The 18,734-nt window shown below is 71.2% G+C and carries 17 protein-coding genes; 6 read left to right on the top strand and 11 right to left on the bottom strand.

The window, feature by feature from the left end:
- Nucleotides 1-86: 86 nt before the first annotated feature.
- From SACAZDRAFT_RS21055 to SACAZDRAFT_RS21035, 5 genes are all read right to left on the bottom strand, one after another.
- A complete protein-coding gene (locus SACAZDRAFT_RS21055; RefSeq protein WP_005445020.1) occupies nt 87-938 on the bottom strand; it encodes a WXG100-like domain-containing protein in 852 nt (283 codons plus the stop codon).
- A complete protein-coding gene (locus SACAZDRAFT_RS21050; protein ID WP_005445019.1) occupies nt 935-1,288 on the bottom strand; it encodes a type VII secretion target in 354 nt (117 codons plus the stop codon). Before SACAZDRAFT_RS21050 ends, SACAZDRAFT_RS21055 begins: the two co-directional genes overlap by 4 nt.
- 13 nt (nt 1,289-1,301) lie before the next feature.
- Nucleotides 1,302-1,823 carry a YbaB/EbfC family nucleoid-associated protein gene (locus tag SACAZDRAFT_RS21045; protein ID WP_005445018.1) on the bottom strand — a complete coding sequence of 174 codons (522 nt, stop codon included), beginning with the start codon at nt 1,821-1,823 and terminating at the stop codon, nt 1,302-1,304.
- Between the two features lie 82 nt (nt 1,824-1,905).
- Complete coding sequence (locus SACAZDRAFT_RS21040; protein ID WP_005445017.1) at nt 1,906-2,739, bottom strand: hypothetical protein; 834 nt, start codon at nt 2,737-2,739, stop codon at nt 1,906-1,908.
- A 41-nt stretch (nt 2,740-2,780) separates the two neighbouring features.
- Entirely contained in the window at nt 2,781-3,365 is a 585-nt protein-coding gene (locus tag SACAZDRAFT_RS21035) for a helix-turn-helix domain-containing protein (RefSeq protein ID WP_005445016.1), read from the bottom strand.
- Between the two features lie 47 nt (nt 3,366-3,412).
- Between SACAZDRAFT_RS21035 and SACAZDRAFT_RS21030 the strand changes: the two genes are divergently transcribed.
- From SACAZDRAFT_RS21030 to SACAZDRAFT_RS21010, 5 genes are all read left to right on the top strand, one after another.
- A complete protein-coding gene (locus tag SACAZDRAFT_RS21030; RefSeq protein WP_232286317.1) occupies nt 3,413-4,348 on the top strand; it encodes an alpha/beta hydrolase in 936 nt (311 codons plus the stop codon).
- Nucleotides 4,349-4,387: 39 nt separating this feature from the next.
- A complete protein-coding gene (locus SACAZDRAFT_RS21025) occupies nt 4,388-5,263 on the top strand; it encodes a CPBP family intramembrane glutamic endopeptidase (protein WP_005445014.1) in 876 nt (291 codons plus the stop codon).
- Nucleotides 5,264-5,456: 193 nt separating this feature from the next.
- A complete protein-coding gene (locus tag SACAZDRAFT_RS21020; RefSeq protein ID WP_232286316.1) occupies nt 5,457-7,220 on the top strand; it encodes a glycoside hydrolase family 3 protein in 1,764 nt (587 codons plus the stop codon).
- 43 nt (nt 7,221-7,263) lie between these two features.
- Nucleotides 7,264-7,665 (top strand): nuclear transport factor 2 family protein, encoded by a 402-nt coding sequence (locus SACAZDRAFT_RS21015; RefSeq protein WP_005445012.1) that lies wholly within the window; start codon nt 7,264-7,266, stop codon nt 7,663-7,665.
- 15 nt (nt 7,666-7,680) lie between these two features.
- On the top strand, nt 7,681-8,460 hold the full coding sequence (locus SACAZDRAFT_RS21010; protein ID WP_005445010.1) for an Fpg/Nei family DNA glycosylase: 780 nt from the start codon (nt 7,681-7,683) through the stop codon (nt 8,458-8,460).
- A 3-nt stretch (nt 8,461-8,463) separates the two neighbouring features.
- Here SACAZDRAFT_RS21010 and SACAZDRAFT_RS21005 read toward each other — a convergent pair whose 3' ends face one another.
- The 6 genes from SACAZDRAFT_RS21005 to SACAZDRAFT_RS20980 form a co-directional block, all read right to left on the bottom strand.
- Nucleotides 8,464-9,081 (bottom strand): hypothetical protein, encoded by a 618-nt coding sequence (locus SACAZDRAFT_RS21005; RefSeq protein ID WP_005445008.1) that lies wholly within the window; start codon nt 9,079-9,081, stop codon nt 8,464-8,466.
- Nucleotides 9,082-9,226: 145 nt separating this feature from the next.
- Complete coding sequence (locus tag SACAZDRAFT_RS21000) at nt 9,227-9,982, bottom strand: SDR family NAD(P)-dependent oxidoreductase (RefSeq protein ID WP_005445007.1); 756 nt, start codon at nt 9,980-9,982, stop codon at nt 9,227-9,229.
- Nucleotides 9,983-10,068: 86 nt separating this feature from the next.
- Nucleotides 10,069-11,490 (bottom strand): FAD-binding oxidoreductase, encoded by a 1,422-nt coding sequence (locus tag SACAZDRAFT_RS20995; protein WP_232286315.1) that lies wholly within the window; start codon nt 11,488-11,490, stop codon nt 10,069-10,071.
- 401 nt (nt 11,491-11,891) lie between these two features.
- Nucleotides 11,892-13,481, bottom strand: a complete 1,590-nt coding sequence (locus SACAZDRAFT_RS20990; protein ID WP_005445003.1) for an FAD-dependent monooxygenase — start codon at nt 13,479-13,481, stop codon at nt 11,892-11,894.
- A gap of 134 nt (nt 13,482-13,615) precedes the next feature.
- Entirely contained in the window at nt 13,616-15,091 is a 1,476-nt protein-coding gene (locus SACAZDRAFT_RS20985) for an MFS transporter (RefSeq protein ID WP_005445002.1), read from the bottom strand.
- A 77-nt stretch (nt 15,092-15,168) separates the two neighbouring features.
- Nucleotides 15,169-18,024: an ATP-binding protein gene (locus tag SACAZDRAFT_RS20980; protein ID WP_005445000.1), complete on the bottom strand. Its 2,856-nt coding sequence runs from the start codon at nt 18,022-18,024 to the stop codon at nt 15,169-15,171.
- 173 nt (nt 18,025-18,197) lie between these two features.
- On the opposite strand from SACAZDRAFT_RS20980, the gene SACAZDRAFT_RS20975 reads away from it, so the two are divergent.
- Nucleotides 18,198-18,671 (top strand): AtaL-like protein, encoded by a 474-nt coding sequence (locus tag SACAZDRAFT_RS20975; protein ID WP_005444998.1) that lies wholly within the window; start codon nt 18,198-18,200, stop codon nt 18,669-18,671.
- The last annotated feature ends 63 nt before the right edge of the window (nt 18,672-18,734 follow it).

The raw sequence follows: 18,734 nt of genomic DNA, 5'->3' as shown, positions 1-18,734 counted from the left end.
CGCGACGCGGTGGGCCGACGCCCGTAGGGCTCCGCGACGGGTCCGAGTGACAGCCCTCGTCCCGGAGCGCCGGCCGCTGTCCGGTCTCACGCCGGAGCCGTCTGCTGGCTCTCCTTCAACGCGTTGATGGCGCGAAGCAGACCGTCGAACAGGTCGCGCAACACGGTGAGCCAGGTGATCGCGTCGGTCATCGCGGTGCCGAGAGCCTTGAGGAGCTTGGCCACCATGTTCGTGACGCGCGCGATGGCGGTGGTCGCCTGGGCGGCCACGACGGGCGCCGCCGTGCCGAGCGTGCAGAGCAGCTCGATGCTCCAGCTCACCAGGGAGCCCGCGATGCTCGCCAGCAGGTCCCGCACCGCGGTGCGGACACCGTTGACGACCTCGGCCATGCCCATGGTGAGCCCGGCGATGCCGTGTGCCGCACCGGCCGCACTCCCGAACACGCCCGCGAGGTTCTCCGCCTTCGTGCGGTAGGCGTCGGCGGCGCCGCCCGTCCAGCCCTCGGTCTCCGCCGGAGCCGCGGTCTTCATCTCGTCGCCGAGGGCGGTGAGTTCCTCCTCGACGTTGGTCCACGACTGCGCGTACGCCTTCACCATGTCCGGGTTGCCCGCCAGGTCGTCCAGCGCCTTGCGGGCGGGCTCGATGTGTTCGAGCATCCACGAGATCACCTGGCCCGCGACGAACCCGATCGGGTCGGTGACCGCGGAGGCGACGTCGAGCCCACCGGCGACCAGGCCGCTGACGGCCAGCTTGTAGTCGCCCTTGTCGATCCCCTCGGCGATCGCCCAACCCGCCTCGAAGGGCGTCACGCCGGTCATGAATCCCGTGCCGCCGTCCTGGCTCGGGGCGTCCATCTTGGTGAACGGGTCGCCGTCCGCGCGGTCGGCCGCGTAGAAGTTGTCGGGGTCGGTGTTCTCCTCGACCAGTGGCTTGCTCATCGGCCGGGCACCGCCACCGTCTTGAGCCGGGCCGCATCGACGTCCCGACCGATCTTCTCCAGGAGCTCGACCACGGACTTCTCGAACTCCTCGTAGGCGTCTGCCGCGGCATCGAGGTTCTCAGCCAGCCGCGCAGTGGCCTCGCGGGCCTGGTTCAACGCCTCGACACCACGCTCCTGCGGGCCGGAGACCATCGAACCGAACGGCTGGCACAGGATCCCGTAGGCGTCGTCCAGACCGGCCACGTGGGCTCCGGCCTCCGCCGCCGCACTCGCCCGCTGCTCGAACCCCCGCACGGTTTCCGCGTGAGCCCGGACCTCGTCCGGACTGACCCGGTAGGAGTCTCCCATCGACGTTCCCTCTCTACCGCAGGATGGACCCGCCACCCAGATCGTCGTCGTCCTCGTCATACGGACGTGGCCGGGGCCGACGCGGTTCCCGGCGGTCGCCGGGAATTTCCTCGCCGAGCCGCCCGAGGGACGACCTCGGCTCCCGCCGTGCCTCGTCGTCCTCCTCGACCGCATACGGGAACCGCTCGGCGTACTGGTTGACGATGTTGTTGCCGGCCGGGTCGTCGCCCACCGTGTCCGCGACGAGAGCGCTGACCTGCTCGCGCAGCCGGGCCTGCGCCTGCCGCAGGCAGCCCATGACGGTGGCGGACACCGCGGCCGGGTCCATGCCCCTGGTCCGCTCCGACAACTCCAGCCTCGTGAGCACGCCGTTGCCGTCGACGGTCACCTCGACCTCGCCACCGGCCGACCGCTCCGTCACGCTGGCCGAACCCAGCTGCTGGTGCAGCGCGGCATAGCCCTGCGCCTTCTGCTGCAAGGTCTCGGCGAACCGCTCCAGCTGCTCCCCGGCTTCGATGGGATTCTGCCCCAGCATCGTGCGACTACCTCTCGTCCGTAGGCCGACTGCCGGAGGAAAAGTAGCAGGACAGCCCGACGCGGTTCGCGGGAAGGCGGGCTCAGCGCACCGTGCCGCTGCGCCACGCCGCGACACGCGCGTGCAGCAGTGCGACGAACAGCTGCGGGTCGTCCACCGGCAACGTCACCGTCCCCGACCCGGTGTCCAGCAGCACGGCCGGGCCGGGCGTCAGGTAGGCGGTGGACCCGTCGGACAGCGACAACCAGGGCGTCGGACCCGCCGTGTCGGGCAGCATCGTCGGGCGGGCGTCCCGGATCGTGTCGAAGGGAACGCCGCCGTGTCCGACGGCCCGGTGCCGACGAGCCGCCCACTCGACGCCCCGCGTCCCCACCGACACCGAACCGGTCAGCATCCCCGGGTCGTGGAGGCGTGCTCGCACGGCCACGGTGAACGGTGTCGCACCCAGCTCCCACGACACGGGCGTCAGCAACGTCCGCATGGCGCGTGACGCGGACGACACCGCGACGACGGCGGCGACGAGGGCGAGCACGAGGACCGCGGTCGCGACCGCGGCCCCGGCACCACCGGCGCTCGCCGCCGCACCGACGGCCGGGAGGACGCCGAGCAGCACTTGCGCGCCACACCCGAGAACGGCGGAGCGCACCCAGCGGGGTGGATGGAACAGCAGCTTCCGGGCGCCGACCGACAGCACGACCGCGGGCACGGCCGCCCCCACCGCCGCCACGCCCGACCACGCCGCCGACCCGCCCGTCGCACCGGCGACGACGGCGGCGATCACGCACGACGCCACGATCGCCCAGGGGCAGGCGACGAGCGCCGTCGACAACGCTCGCCGCGCCCGCGTCCACCGCGGTTGGAGCAGCTCGGCGGCACGGCGATCGGTGACGCCCGGGACCGTGGTGGGAAGGACCATGTCGCGAACCTAGCAGCGCCTTTCCACCCCGCCGTGCCGGCTCACTGCGGCTGGTCCGCACCGGAGCCGGTGCCCGACGAGGCACCGTCCGCGGGGTCGCCCGGTTTGTCGGGAACGAGCACCAGACTGACGATGTGGCGCGTGCGTCCGTCGCCGGGAGCCGTGTGGGCGCGGCGCTCGACGACGGCTTCGAGCTCGTCGACCAACTCGGCGAACTCCTCCTCGGACAGATACACCGCACCCTGCCGGTAGAGGACGCCTTCGCGAGCGGGTTCCGTGTCCTCGCGGGACAGATAGCGCTCGAAATCCGCCATCAGGGCTCCGGTGAACACGGTGAACGCCCGCCGGTGGTCGTCCTTGGTCATCGTGGTGCGGGCTTCGGCGTCGACGAGCGCCTTGTCCTGGCGCACCCGGTAACTGCGTTCGACCGTGCCGCGCACGGGCGTTTCCCGCGCGACTTCCAGGATCTCGGCCTGCGTGAGCGCCGCGACGTGGCGATACATGGTCGCCGCGGGCACGTCGGGCAGCCGCTCGCGCAGCTGCGCGGTGGTCAGCTCGCCGGAGCCGAGCAGGGCCTGCAGGATCCGCAGCCGGACGGGGTGAAGAAGAAGATCGGCGGTGGCCATGCCGTCATGATCTCACATCTGATAACGTTCTCATCATTGAGAATGATGTGAGATGGAGTGAAGCGTTGCCCAACCTCGACCTGACGGTCACCGCGGACGACGGGACCCCTCTGGCCGGAACACTGACCGTGCCGACCGGACCCGGCCCACACCCCACCGTCCTGCTGCTGCACGGCTCCGGCCCCCTCGATCGCGACGGCAACACCCGTCGGCTCCCCCTGAACCTCGGACCCCCGCTGGCCGATGCCCTCGCCGCCGAGGGCATCGCCACGTTGCGCTACGACCGGCGCGGCGCCGGCGCGACTCCCGGAACGTGGCAGGCCACCGGCTTCACCGACAACCGCTGCGACGCCGCCGCCGCACTGCGCGCGCTGACAGCACATCCCGCCGTGCGCTCCGACGCTCTCGGCGTCCTCGGCCACAGCGAAGGCGCACTCCACGCCCTGTCGCTGGCCGCCGACCACGACGTGCGAGCCGTCGTCCTCCTGGCGGGCTACGCGGGGCTCGGCGAGGATGCCCTGCGGTGGCAGGCTCGCTCGCTCGTCCGTAGGCTCCCCGCACCGGTTCGCCTGCTCCGACGTCCCCTGGGAGCGCTCGGCAACCGGGTCCTCACCCGGCTCGCCGACACCCGCACGGACGTGGCCCGCGTGGCCGGATTCCCGGTCAACGCCCGGTGGATGCGGGAGATGCTCGCCCACGACACCCGCGACGACCTCGTCGCCGTGAAAGCTCGCGTCCTGGCCGTCACCGGCGCGAAGGACATCCAGGTGAATCCCGCCGACCTCCACGAAATCGCGAGGCTCGTTCCCGGTGGGGCCGAAACCCACCTCGTGCCCGACCTCACGCACGTCCTGCGCCGCGACCCGGCACGGCACACCCTGCGGTCCTACCGCCGCCTGTTACGCGAGCCGGTCGATCCCGACCTGCTCGCGCTCGTCTCCACCTGGCTGGCCCGCGAACTCTCCGCGACCGCCGGCAGCTGACCCCTTCCCTCGATCCCTGACGCAGCAAGGAGAACCCGCATGTCGACGACCACCACGAAGTATCGAGGCGATCTGATCCTGTTCATGATCATCGCGTTCGCCGTGAGCTGGGGAGCCTGGTTCACGGCGACCGCACTCGGCGGAGCGGCGCCGGACTCGCCCGGCTTCGCCCCGTACGTCCTCGGAGCCTTCGGCCCCTTGATCGGCGCCGCGGTCATCCGCCTCCGCCGGGCCAAGCGCGGCGAACCCGCGCCCGACCACGCGGTGCGGTTCCGGCGCAGCGTCCTCGTCCGGACGCCGCTGCTGCTGGTGCTGGGGTCGGCGACCGTGCTGGGAGGTGCGCTCCTCGCACAGGTCGCGGGCGGTCCGGCCGTGAGCCTCGACAACGCGATGAGCGTCGTCGAGAGCAACCCCGCCGGCCCCGTCGCGTTCTTCCTCACCATGCTGCTCACGGGGCCGTTGTCCGAGGAGCCGGGCTGGCGCGGCACCGCGTTCCCGAGGATGCGCGCGTCGCTGGGCCGGGTCCGGGTCAGCCTGGTACTGGGCGTCATCTGGGCCGTGTGGCACCTGCCGCTGTTCTTCGTCACCGGCACCGTCCAGAACCAACTCGGTCTCGCGACCCCGAGCGGTGTGCTCTTCGCGGCGAGCTCCATCCCGATGGCGATGTTGTGCTGCTGCGCCTACGAACGAGCCGGTGTCGCCGCGTCCGTCGCGGTGCACTTCGCGGTGAACACGACCATGGTGCTGGTGGGTGTCGCCGCCCCGGTGGCACAGGCGCTGATCCTCGGAATCCAGGCAGTCGTCGTGGCGGTTCTCCTCGCCACCCACCGCCCGGCGACCACCACGGCGGCGCCGACCGACGGCGCGGCCGACACCAGGCCGGACGTCGAGGTCGCGAGCGCGGTGTCCCGGTAGGATTGACGATCGTCGCGGCGACGTCCTGCCCACGTCGTCGCGACGACGTCACTGGCCTAGACCATTGCGGTGCGGCATCGGATCGGAGTCTTGTGCACCGACCACGATCAGGGCTACCTTGCGCACGACAATCCGACGCGCGGCGAGGGGATCGCTGATGACGGGGCTTGCCAGAAGACACACCGTCAGGATCGTGACCGCCGTGCTGGTGGCGATGGTGTCGACCGTCGCCCTGCCCGGTGGGACGTCGACGGCCGCCGACGCCGAGGGGCCCGCGGCGATCCCGGGTCCGGCGTGCCAGGGCCTCGCGCGCAGTCTGACGGCGCGGGCCACCGACGTGGAGAAGGTCGGGCAGCTGTTCATCCCGTGGGTCACGACGCCGACGGAGGACGGGCCGACGGAGTTGGAACGGCGCCGCATCCAGGAACGCGGCTACGGTTCGTTCAACTTCAACGGCGGGACACTGCACGGTCCGGAACACGCCGCGCTCTACACCAACACGCTGCAGCGTTGGGCGGCCGACACCCGCCTGGGCATCCCGGTGCTGCCCACGATGGACATGGAGATCGGCGCGGCCCACCGGTTCTCGGTCATGGGCCCCGGCCCGGGCAAGGCGACCCCGTTGCCGTATCCCATGGGACTCGGCGCGACCCGCGACACCGAGGCGGCGGCCACGAGCGCCCGGATCACCGCAGACGAGGCCCGTGCGATCGGGTTCGCGATGAACATCGCCCCCGTCGCCGACGTCAACACCAACCCCACCAACCCGGTGATCGGCGTCCGGTCGTTCAGCGAGGACACGGACCTGGTGTCCGACCTGATCGCCGCGCAGGTGCGCGAGTACCAGGCACACGGCGTCATCGCGATGCCCAAGCACTTCCCCGGTCACGGGGACACGAACCTCGACTCGCACACCGACCTGCCCACGGTGTCGTACGACCGCCGGACTCTGGAGCGGGTGCACCTGGCGCCGTTCGAGGCCGCGATCGCCGCGGGCACCGACTCGATCATGACGGCGCACGTGGTGGTGGAGGCCGTCGACCCGGACCTGCCCGCCACGCTGTCGAAGAAGGTGCTGACCGGGCTCCTCCGTGAGGACATGGGCTTCGACGGGTTGATCGTCACCGACTCGATGTCGATGGCCGCGATCCGGGACCGCTGGGGCATGGGCGGCGCGGCGGTGATGGCGTTCCAGGCGGGCGCCGACATGATCATGGCGAGCGACGACGAGCCCTACGACGCGATCCTCGGCGCGGTGCGCTCGGGCGAGATCCCGCGGAAGCGGCTGGACGAGTCCGTGCAGCGGATCATCGAGCTGAAGTGCGAGTACGGGCTGTTCGACGACCGGTACGTCGACCCGGCTCGTGCGACCGCGACGTTCGGGACGCCCGAGCACCTGGACGCCGCCGAACGGATCAGCCGTGACTCGGTGACACTGGTCGCCAACGACGGCGCCCTCCCGCTGAGCGCGGAGGGCGCGCAGCGGATCGTCGTCACCGGCGCCACCCACGGCGGAACGGCCGACCAACTGCCGGACCTGGTGTCCGAGACCGAGGCCCGCACCGACGCGACCGTCGTCGACCACGGCTGGGACCTCGCCGGTCAACCGACCGACGCGCAGATCGCCGAGGTGGTGGAGGCTGCCGAGACGGCCGACGCCGTGCTCGTCGGGACGTTCTCGAAAGCCACCTCGCCTCCCCAGCAGACCGCGCTCGTGACGGCGCTGGCGGCGACCGACACGCCCGTCGTCGTGTTGTCGCTCGGGCTCCCCTACGAGATCGCCGACTACGGCGACGTCGACGGCGCCGTCGCGACCTACGCCGTCGACCTGTGGGGATCGCCCTCGCGCAGCGCGGTCCTGGCCGGCCTGGACGTCGTGTTCGGCGAGCAGCCCGGCGGCACGCTCCCGGTCAGCCTGGGTGAGGACTATCCGTTCGGACACGGGCTCACCTACTGACAGCGCGCTGTTTCACCCGGGACCCCACGGGTATGTCCGCGGGATGACGAGCGCGCACGCACGGGCCGACCGTTTCGCCACCGCGCTGCGGACCCTGGAGGAGACCGGGGACAGCGCGCAGCTGCGGGAGCTGTTCGGGCCGCATCCGGAACTCCTGAGGCCGCAGGTGGTCACCAGTGACGACGAGGCCACCGACGTCGCGCGGTTCTGGGAGCGATACCGCTCGCCGTTCTCGACGATCTCCACCGAGTTCGTCCGGGTGGCGGAGTCCGGCGACCGGGGCGAGCTCGAATGGGTCTCGCGCGGCACGCTCGCCAACGGCCGGGCGATCGAATACAGCGGGGTCTCGTTGCTGAACTTCGACGACCAGGACCGCATCCGCCGGTTCGCCACGTACTTCGACACGGCGGCCTTCCTGCGCCCGGAGAAGACTCCGCGCACGTGAGCGGAGGAGCTCGCGGTGCCCGAGGGACACGTCGTTCACCGGTTGGCCCGTGAGCTGGCCGCGGACCTCGACGGGCGCCGCCTGTCGGTGAGTTCGCCCCAGGGCCGCTTCACCACCGAGGCCGAGCGCGTGGACGGCGCGGTGCTGCGGCGCACCGACGCCCACGGCAAGCACCTGTTCGTCGGGCTCTCCTCCGACGACGAGATCCACGTCCACCTCGGCATGCGGGGAAAGTGGCTCCGCTTCGCGCCCCCGACCGGCCCGGCACTGCCTCAGGTGCGGCTGCGCCTGGCGACCGAGTCCGTGGCCTGGGACCTCATCGCGCCGTCACGCTGCGAGCTCCTGACGAAGCAGGCCGCGCGGGCCCTGGTGCGCGAGTTGGGGCCCGACCCACTCCGCTCGGACGCCGACGACGAGGCCGCCGCCACCGCGCTGCGCGACGCACCCGGAGCCATCGGCGCGGCCCTACTCGACCAGTCCGTGGTCTCCGGCGTCGGCAACGTCTTCCGCAGCGAAGCCCTGCACGCCGTCGGCATCGCTCCAACCCGGCCGTGCCGGGAGTTGACCACCGACGAGGCCCGGGCACTGTGGGCGGAGCTGCGGCGGATGATGGCGCAGGCGGTGGAGGACGGACGCATCGTCACGGTGGACGTCGCCGACCGCGCGTCGATCCCCGAGGCCGAGGCGCGGAAGGTCTACAAGCAGGAACACTGCCGCGACTGCGGCACCCCGGTGGTCACCGGCACCGTGGGCGGGCGCACGGCCTACCACTGCCCCCGCGACCAGCCGGGGTGAGGCTCACACCCGCCGCGCGGCCGCGTACGCGGGCTCGCGGAGGCGCGCCAACGCGGGTGGCCAGGACAGCCCCGGCGGCGGGTGGAGGACCGGGTCGAAGCGGATCGCCTCGTCCGGACCGGGGCGTGCGGTCAGGTCGAGTGTCGCGAACTCCCGCCACCGCCCCGCCGGCGCGGCGGCGAGCAGGCGGAACCGGCCACGTGTCGTCGGCACCGCCGCGAGCAGCACCAGGCCCCGCGGCGTCCGGTACGGCAGCAGCGAACCGTACGGGACGGTGAACGGGTCACGGCGGGGCAACAGCGCGAACCGCGCTCCCGGGCGGAGGCCGGTGGTCGCGAACAGCACGTCGTGGCGGTCACCGGAGGACCCTCCGATGGTGAGCGCGAGACCGAGCACATCGGGCAACGGACGCGGCAGCCCGACCGACCGGGACAGGCGAACCAGGCCGTGGTCCTCGCCCGGCGTGTCCAGCCACTCGGCCTCCCACGGCTCGGGCGCGCCGACCCGCCGCAGCACGGCGTTGTAGACGGTGCCGCGCGGGTGCAGCGGCTTGTCGTGCCTGATCCTGGCGACCGTCCCGAAGACGCCGCCCAACAGAGAACCGACGGTGGAAGCCCACATCCGCGGTGTAGTACCCGGTGAGGACGACCGCTACACGGGTTCGTCACCCGCCGCGAGGAATCTACTGTGGACGGCCGAAAAAGCGACAGCCGATGCGGGAGAGCCGGATGGGTGACTCTTGGCGCATCGGCTGCCGCCGGTGGTGCTAGTTGCTCGCGGCGCCATCGAGCACGAGGTCGTGGCCCACGGTGAACCCGGACTCGTCCGCGGCCAGCCACAGCACCGCGGAGGCCACCTCCTCCACGGTCGCCGCGCGGCCGATCGGCAGCGCACCGGCGAGGCGAGCGGCGCGGTCGGCCTCGGTCTCGCCGGGCAGCAGCGACATGGGCGTCTCGACCGGCCCCGGGCTGACCGCGTTCACGCGGATGCCGGCGCTGATGTACTCCTTGGCCGCCGTCCGGGTCAGCACGCTGACCCCGGCCTTCGAGGCGGCGTAGGCGCCGGTGTACGGCATCGTCATCTGCGAGCCGATGGCGGAGGACAGGTTGACGATCGCCCCGCCGCCGTTGTCCCGCATGTGCGAGATTTCGTACTTCATCGACAGCCAGGTGCCGTTCAGGTTCGCCATGGCGGCGTGCCAGCTGTCCTCGGAGATGTCGGCGACCTGGCCGCCCGGCGGCAGTACGCCTGCCGAGTTGACCGCGATGTGCAGACCGCCGAGCTCACGCACGGTGGCCTCCACCATCGCGGCGGCGTCACTCGCGATCGTGACGTCGGCGGGAACCGCGATCGCGGTGCCGCCGCTGTCCTGGATGATGCCGACCGTCGCCGCCAGCTTGTCCTTGTCCCGGCCGGTCACCGCGACGGCGGCGCCCTCCTTCGCCAGTGCGATGGCGATGGCGCGGCCGATGCCCGAGCCACCCCCGGTGACGAGTGCGGCCTTCCCTGCGAACCGTGTCAACGTCGATTCCTTCCCTAGAGGTCAGCGGTTACCGTCATCGTCGTGGGCGCGGTGAGGTCGTGCCATCGCGTGAATACGGGATCCGGTCACGGCCGAATGCCCAGGGCGTGGGTGAACACGTTGCCCGGGTCGTAGGTCCTCTTCGCCCTCTGCAGCTGCGGGTAGTTGCCCTTGTAGTACAGCGTCGACCACGGGACACCGGAGGCGTTCTGTTCCGGGTCGGCCAGATCGGCGTCGGCGTAGTTGATGAAACATCCGTCGGTGCGCTCGTCCGGCACCGGCACGCCTCCCGTGTCGGCGTAGACGTCGCGGTAGAGCGTGCGCAGCCGGCCGAACTGCTCCGCGTCCTGTTCCGGGTCGGTCCAGAAGCCGATGTAGTGCGGCTTGAGTACGGAATCGCGGTGCGCCGACGCGGTGGCCGCCTCGTCGACCGTGTTGACCGCGCCGCCGAACGTGGTCAGCATGATCAGCGCGCCCGGGTAACCGAAGTCCGCGAGATTGCGGTACAACGCCTCGGTCTGCGCGGACGTGAAGCCCGTGCGGTGGTACGCCGACTTCGCCTTGAAGCGGGTGGTGCGGTCGCCACCGCTGAAGCCCGGCCAGCCCGTGGTGGTGTGCATCCAGGGCAACACGCGCCGGTCGGTTTCGACGTGCGGCACGGACCCGGTCACGGCGGCGAGGAAGTCGTCGAGCCGCGCGGTCGCCTGCGCGCCCGCCTCCAGTTGGGTGGTCAGCGTGAACGAGCCCGCCGCTGCGGGAGCGAGCTGGAGCTGGCTGAACAGCGTGGCGTAGGGGTCGTCGGCACCGGAGTGCTGCGCGCACCACTCGCCGTAGTTGGCGACGAGGGCCTGGAACGACGACGAGGACAAGGAGCTCCAGTCGAAGGTGACGCTGCTGACCAGCATCTCGGCGGGCGGCCTCGGCAGCATGTCGCCGGGCGCGGCGTCCGGGCCCACTCCGGAGCTGCGGAACCAGTAGGTGGTGACGATGCCGAAGTTGCCGCCACCGCCGCCCGTGTGGGCCCACCACAGCTCGTGGTGGGGGTCGTCGGGGTCGCGGGTGGCGACGACGGCTTTCGCCTTGCCGCTGCCGTCCACGACGACGACCTCCACCGCCTCGAGGTGGTCGATCGTCAGCCCGAAGCGGCGGGACAGCGGTCCGTACCCGCCGCCCGCGAAATGTCCGCCCGCGCCCACGTCGGGGCACGAGCCTCCCGGCAGGGTGACGCCCCAGCCGCGGAAGAGCGTCTCGTAGATGCGACCGAGCAGGGCGCCGGGCCGGACGGCGAAGGCGCGCCGCTCCTCGTCGAACGAGACCTGGTCCATTCGCGACACGTCGATGACGGTGTCGATCTCCGGCCGGAAGACGAAGTTCTCGTAGCAGTGTCCCCCGGAACGCACGCTGATCCGGCGTCCCGCGTCGACCGCCTGCTGGACCGCGCTCACCACGTGTTCGGTCCGCGTGGCGATGACCACGGCGTCGGGATCGCCGACGAATCGCGCGTTCACGCCTCGGACCAGTGAGGGATACCGCGTGTCGCCGCGGCTTACCTCGAACGGGCGAACGCGGGGACCGGCGGGACCGGTCGACGGGGAGTGCGGCCAGCTCGTCGCCAGTGCGGGTGCGGCGGCCGCCAACGGGGCGGCGGCCGCCGTCGCGCCCGCAGTCAACAACAGTCTTCTTCGTGACACTTTCCGCAGCACAAGCACCCTCCAGGCTTGAGATCACGCACAACGCGATCATGCTCACCTGTAGCCCTATCGGGTGACAACTGCCAGTAATGCGGCAACGGGCCGGTGCCTGGTCGACTCCGGACGACCGATTGCTGTTGACTACTCCACGATTTCACCAAACGAGGAGTAGTGACTCGATCGAGTGACTACTTCGCACAGTCAAGCACGCACCGTGATCATCGGTGTCGTCCCGTGACACGCCGCAACACCGCGTCCCAGTCGTCGGGCGCCCCACTCGCCCGCCAGGCCACGTGCTGGTCCGGGCGCACGAGCACCAGGTCGCGCTCCCACACTGTGCGGGCGTGGTCGTCCGCGCAGGGAAGGTGGACCATCGGTATGCCCGCTCGGGTCGCGTCGTCGACCAACGGCTTGCCCGCACCCTCCTCCGTGAAGTCCACGAGGGTGTATCCCGTGGAGAGCAGGTCGAACAACTCCGTCCCGTCCGCGAGACGGACGCTGGGCGCGCGGCATCCCGGCCAGGTCGTCGGCACGATGCCGCGCCACGTCCAGCGCGGAGGCGTGCCGTCGTCGGCGTGGACGACGGGAGAATCCGCGTAGCGGTAGCCGAAGTGGATACCCACGTTGTCGATCTGGAAGCTCTGCTGCTCCAGGTAGCCGGCGAGGTGTGCGGACGAGACACCGGAGCCGAACAGGGTGAAGTAGCGCCGCCAGACGTCGAGCAGGTTCGCGCTCATCTCGCGGTTGAACACGGCCACCGGCCTGCGTTCCGGCTCGTAGCTGTCGAGGAGCCGCGGTCCGCCCCAGCCGCGGATCACGGCGGCGAGTTTCCAGCCGAGGTCCACCGCGTCCGCGATGCCCGTGTTGGCGCCGTGCCCGCCGGTGGGGAAGAACTGGTGTGCCGCGTCGCCCGCCAGGAACACGCGGCCGCTGCGGTAGCGCTCGGCCACGGCCAGCGTGCCCTCCCAGTCGACCACGTTGATGACCTCGTCGATCCGGAGGTCGACTCCGACGCGGGAGCGGATGTCGTCGACCGGATCGGTGTCGTCGTGCGCGTCGGTGGTGCGGGGCAACGACGCCGTCCAGGTGTCGCGTTCGTCGCGGGACACCAGGACCAGCCCGCGGCCCGCGATCCCGAGGAAGAACCGGCCGTGTTCGCGCAGCCTCGGGTCGGCGCTGCGGAAGTACACGTCGCGCTGCGGCGCGGGTGGCGCGATCGACGGCGAATCGATGCCGATGCTCCTGCGCACCACACTGCCCGCGCCGTCACACCCGACGACGTAGGAGGCGCGCACGGAACGGGAACGCCCCTGCTCGTCGACCAGCCGCAGCTCCACCCCGTCGGCGTCCTGCGTGAGCGAGGTGACCCGCGTGCCCTCGTGCACCTCGGCCTCGGGCAGCGCACGGACCCGTTCCCGCAGGAGGCGCTCCAGCAACGAGCCCTGCAACCGCTGGTAGGGCTCCCACGGCGCCGAGCCGTCGTTGTGTTCCCGGTAGCGCTCCCGCATCCCGGACACTGACGGATACCGCCAGACCGTGATCGGTGGCGTGCCGAGCCGGTCGATCCAGTGGAAGTCGAACGGGTGCTGCGCCCCCACTCCCTCCTCGCGGATCGCGTCGGACACCCCGAGGCGGCGGAGCAATTCCATGCTGCGGGCGTTGAGGAAGTCCATCTTCGGATGCGGTGTCGACTCGGTCGTACGCTCCACGACCGTGCAGTGCACACCGTGCCTCGCCAGCTCCAGCGCGAGGGTGCACCCGACAGGGCCCGCTCCGACCACCACCACCGACGTCGTCTGTTCGTTCATGGAAGAACTCCTCAGTCTCGGCCGCGCGGGCGCGGCTCGGGTCACGGCGCGCGAGCGCCTTCCGGGTCACCGCGCGGAGGGGTCCCACGCGGGTGCGGTCGGTTCCGGGGAGTCGGGCAGGCCGTCGGGCCCGCTCACTGAGTGGCGGTCTCCGGTGCGGCGGGAGTCGCCGAGGTCAGTCGCCGGGCGAGAAGAGCGAGCGCGACGCCGACGGCCGCGACGACCACGCCGACGAGCAGGCTCGCGCTGTATCCGGAGACGAGCGCGGCCGCCTCGGACGGACGCTCCCCAGCCGGTCCGGCCAGCAGCTCTCCGGTGCGACTGTCGGCCACCGCCACCAACACGGCGAGACCGATCGCGCCGCCGGACTGGTAGGTCGTCGTGGCCAGTCCCGACGCGGCGCCGCGCACCTCCGCGTCGACCCCACTGGTGCACACCACGAACGCCGAGACGATCGACAGGCCCAGCCCGAAGCACCAGAGCATCGCGGGCACGAGGAAGGTGAACACGAAGTTCCCGTCGACCGTCAACACGCTCGTCCACCACGCCAGCCCGGCGCCCTGCAGGAAGAGTCCGGCCGCCAACGACCCGCTGGGCGACAGTGCCCCGATCACCCTCGGAGCCAGCCACGAGCCCAGCCACATCGACGCGTTGATGGGCAGATACAGCAGGCCGGTGGTCAGCGGGCTGAACCCGCGCACGCGCTGCATGTAGAGGGTGACCACGAAGAACGTCGCGAACAGCAGCACACCCACCAGGGCGATGACGACGTTGCCGAGGGCGAGTGAGGGACGCCGGAACAGGTGCGTGGGCAGCAGCGGTTCGGCGGCGGTGAGCTGCCGGACCACGAACGCACCGAGCAGCACGAGGGCGACGGCGAACGACGTGAGGCTCTGCCCGGACAACCAGCCGATGTCCTGGGCGCGGGTGATGGCGAGCAGCAACACGCAGAGACCGCTGGTGCCGAGCAACGCGCCGAACAGGTCGAGCCTGCTCGTGGTGGTGCGGCCGATCTTCGGCAGCAGCCTCGAGCTCGCGATGAACACCCCGATGCCGATCGGCACGTTGATCAGGAAGGTCCAGCGCCAGTCCGCCGTGGTGAGCAGTCCGCCGAGGACCATGCCCGCCGCACCGCCGATACCGGCCATGCTGCCCCAGATGCCCAGCGCCCGGTTACGGTCCGACTCGACCGTGAAGAGGTCGCCGATCAAAGCGAGCGCGGCCGGTGCGACCAGCGCGGCACCGAGTCCTTGGAAACCGCGCCCGATCAGCAGTTGCGCCGCGTCCTGGGAGATCCCGCAGACAAGGGAACTGACGGTGAACAACGCGAGACCGGCGAAGTACATCCGGCGGCGTCCGAGAACGTCGGCCGCGCGGCCGCCGAGCAGCAGGAAGCCCGCGTAGGCGAGGAGGTAGGCGTCGACCACCCAGGCCAGGGCCTGCGGGGTGAACCCGAACTCCGCCTCGATCGACGGCAACGCGACGTTGACGATCGACGCGTCCAGCACGGTGATGAACTCGATCACCGCGAGCATCGAGAAAGGCAGCCAGGGGCTGCGTGCACTCGCCCGGTCCCGCCGCACGGACAGTGGTTGAACGTCGCGGCTCATACTCCATCCTTCTGTGTCCTCGAACGCACACGGCGTGCGCACGGGGCCAGTCTGGTCGGCTGGAGCGGCCGAGGGCATCACGTCTTCTCGTGATTGCCTCCGCCTTCGTGGCGCAGCGCCAGCCGGACGAGCTCGACCCGGCTGGAGACGCCGAGTTTGGCGTAGATGTGCCGGAGGTGGGTGTCCACCGTGTGAGGGGAGAGGAAGAGGCTGCGGGCGGTCGCGCGGTTGGTCAACCCCTCGGCGACCAACCGGGCGACGCGTAGTTCGGACTCGGTCAGTGCCGCCCAGCCCGTGGCGGCGCCGGTCGCGCGAGCGCTCCGGCCCTTCTCCCCCAGCGTCCGCAGCGTCTGGTGGAGGCGGGTGGTCTCGCGGTCGGCTCCGCATCGCGCGGTCAACGTCTGTGCTCGTTCCAGCGCGCGCACCGCGCCCGCACGGTCTCCGGCACGGGCGGCCACGGCCGCGACATCCTCCAGCGCCCACGCGGCGGCCAGCGGGCGGCCGCTGTCGTCGAACAGGTCGGCGGCCTCGGCCAGGGTGGCCCGTGCGTCGTCGCGCAGCCCCTCGGCATGCCGGGCAGCCGCGGTGAACGACCGCACCCGGGGGTTGCGGTCGGCGACAATCGCGGCCGCGTCGACCACCCGGTCCGCGAGGTCGGTGTCACCCTCGGCCAGCGCGAGCCGCACCAGTCGCGGCGCCGCCGTCGGTTCCTCGACGAGCAGCAGGGCGCGTCCGGGGAGCCGGTCGAGCAGATCCGACAACACCCGCAGAGCAGTCTTGTCGTCGCCCGCGTCGACGGCCACCAGCGCCTGTTCCCAGGTCAGGTCCTCGGCCAGCATGCCGATGCCCCGTTCGCGCTGGTCGAGTCCGCGCCGCAGCGCCGCACGGGCATCGGAACCGCGGCCCCTCCACAGCGCGGCCTGGACGAGAACGGCCTCCAACGACGCGGTCAGCGCGAGGGCGTCCAGCTCGGCGGCCACCCGCAGGCCGGCCTCCGCTTCGGTGGCGGCGTCGTCGAGCCTGCCCACGGCGAGTCGCAGCTCGGCCCGGTAGCAGTGCCACAGCGGCATCGACCAGCCCGTTCCCAGCGCCTCGGCCTCCCGCTGACCGACTTCGAGGACGGCCTCGGCCTCCGCGAAGCGGTCGCTCCACAGCAGCACCCGGGCCAGCCACAGTCGAGGATGCCGGTGCCGCGCCTGGCCGCCCTCGGCGTCGGCGAGCGCCACGGCGACGTCGGCCTCCTCCAGACCGCGGTCGAGATCGCCCGCCGCGGCCGCGACGACGCTCAGCGCCGCTCCCGCGAACACGGCGGCGTCGGGCGCCGCCTCGGTGCGCGTGTCACCGGAGCGTCCGCCCCGCGCCGGTGCGGACACCACCGAACGACCGAGCGTCACCGCCTCCTTGCCCGCCGCCTGGGTGCCGTCGAAGTCGTCGACGTAGAGGCAGGCGTGCGCGCGCAAGGCGAGCAGACGCGCGCGCATCGGCAACGCGGGTTCAGCGGCCAACGCCCGCTCGATGTGGTCGAGCGCGCCCCGGTCGTCACCCGCGTGCTTGGCGGCTTCGGCGAGGCCCAGGTGCACGGCCGCGTCGAAGTCGCCCAGCATCCGGGTCGCCACCGCGCGTTCGCCGAGACGACGGGCCTCGGTGACCCGTCCGGCGGCGGTGAGCGCGTGGACCGCGTGGGCCGTCAGCTTGGCGCGGCTCGGTTCGTGCTCGCCGAGCAGGTCGAGTGTGCGCAGCAGGAGGTCGGCGGCGGCGTTCGGGGCGGTGGCGATCACCGTGGTGAGGACGCCGAGCAACGCCTCCACGGCCTGGCGGTCCCCGGGCAGCGCGCTGGAGAGCAGGTGCTCGGCGGCCTCCACCGACCGGCCCTGGAGGTTGAGCCGGGTGGCGGCCTCCCGGTGCAGCATCCGGCGGGTGACCTCGGGCAGGTGCCGGTACAGCACCTCCCGGACGAGTTGCTGGCGGAAGCACAGCTGGGCACTGTCACCGGACAGGATCCCCAGTTCCACTCCCTCGCGCACACTGTCGACGAGTTCGAGTGGCGACCCGGCTCCGAGCGCGGCGGCGTCGTGCACGGTGATCGGTTTGCCGAACACGGCGGCGATGTCGAGCAGCCGTCGGGTCGTGGGAGAGAGGTTGCGGAGCCGGTGCGACACCGCCTCGACGAACGCGTTCGGCAGTGGACCCGAGACCAGGCCGGCGATGCCGTCGCCGAGCTCGGCGCCCTCGGCCTCCCGCATCGCGTCGAGCAGTTCGGTCAACAGCAGCGGATTCCCGCCGGTGCGCTGCGCGAGCGACAGCACCTCGGGGCCGGGTTCCACGCCGAGTTCCTCCCGGCACATTTGCGCGATCTCGGTGGCGTCCAGGGGTGCGAGGCGGACGGACTCGGCACCGTCGCGCAACAACCAGTCCACAGTGGCCGATCCGGGACCCGGATTCGTCTCGGGTCGGCAGGCGATCAACCAGGACACCGGATTGTGCGCCATGGACGGCACGAGAACTCGGAGAGCGTACGCGGTGACCTCGTCGACCCATTGGGCGTCGTCGAAAAGCACGAGGACCGGCCGTTCGGCCGAACGTTCCTCGAGACGTTCGCCTATTCGATGAATCAGCCACAGCCGGTTGGCGGAATCGCGCGCGAATTCGGCCATGTCCGTCACTTCCGGGCCGGAGAGCAAAGGAGGATCCGCGCGTCGAAGTGCGTGCAGCAACGCCGACAGCGGTGCCACCCGGTCGAGTTCGGAGGCGTGCCCGTGCACGACGGTCAACCCCGCCTCGTGCCCGCTCTCGCGGGCGAGGGACAACAGTCGCGTCTTACCGATGCCGGGCGGCCCGGACACCACGACCGCGTGCCCGCGACCCGCTGCGGCCGAGGGCACGGCGGCGAGCACGGCGTCCAGCGCAGCACGTCGTGCGGTCCTCCTGCTCATGCGACTTCCCCCCAAGGAGCGGGCCCGCGCGATCCTCCACCCGCCGGGCTAATGGCGTGAACAAGTGATATCGGAACACCTGAGGGGACGGCAATCTCGGTAGGCGTGAACAAGCGCCGGTCCCGGCAACACCGCCGGGATGATCGGCTCCGTTGAGGAGAGGACGTCGTCAGATGGTGACCTTCAGTCACACCGTACTCGTCAACGATCCGGACAGCGCCCGTCCCATCGAGCGCGACCTGTTGTGGTCGAAGCTGCTGGAGAAGGCGGCGAACCCGGTGTACTACGTGCCGTCCATCACACGGTGCGCGGTGCTCGAACGATTCGACGACGGATCGTTCGTCCGGGAGATTGAACTGCGCCACCAAATGGAGGTACGGGAGCACGTTCATCCGCACAAATCGGACCGGATCGTGTTTCAACAGTTGAACAGCCCGGTGTTGGAAACAATTACGAACGAGATCGGCGAGGACGAGCAGGGAAGGCTGACGTTTACACTCACGGCGACGCTCTCGGACAAAGGCATGGAAGCGACCCAACATGAACCAGGTTTCCTTCTGATGAACGACCTACTCTTCTTCGACACCGCCCGCGCCACTGTAAACACGTTGCGACTCACAGCGCACGAGCTCACTCCTGCTCTGTGAAACGGCGCTTCCGTGGCCTGAACGCCGCGCGGGCATCTGCAGCCTTCGAGGGCAGCGTGCGGC

The organism is Saccharomonospora azurea NA-128, from assembly GCF_000231055.2.
GTDB classification, from domain to species: domain Bacteria; phylum Actinomycetota; class Actinomycetes; order Mycobacteriales; family Pseudonocardiaceae; genus Saccharomonospora; species Saccharomonospora azurea.
Note: the sequence above shows the minus strand (reverse complement) of the source record. Positions and strands in the feature narration are given on the sequence as shown.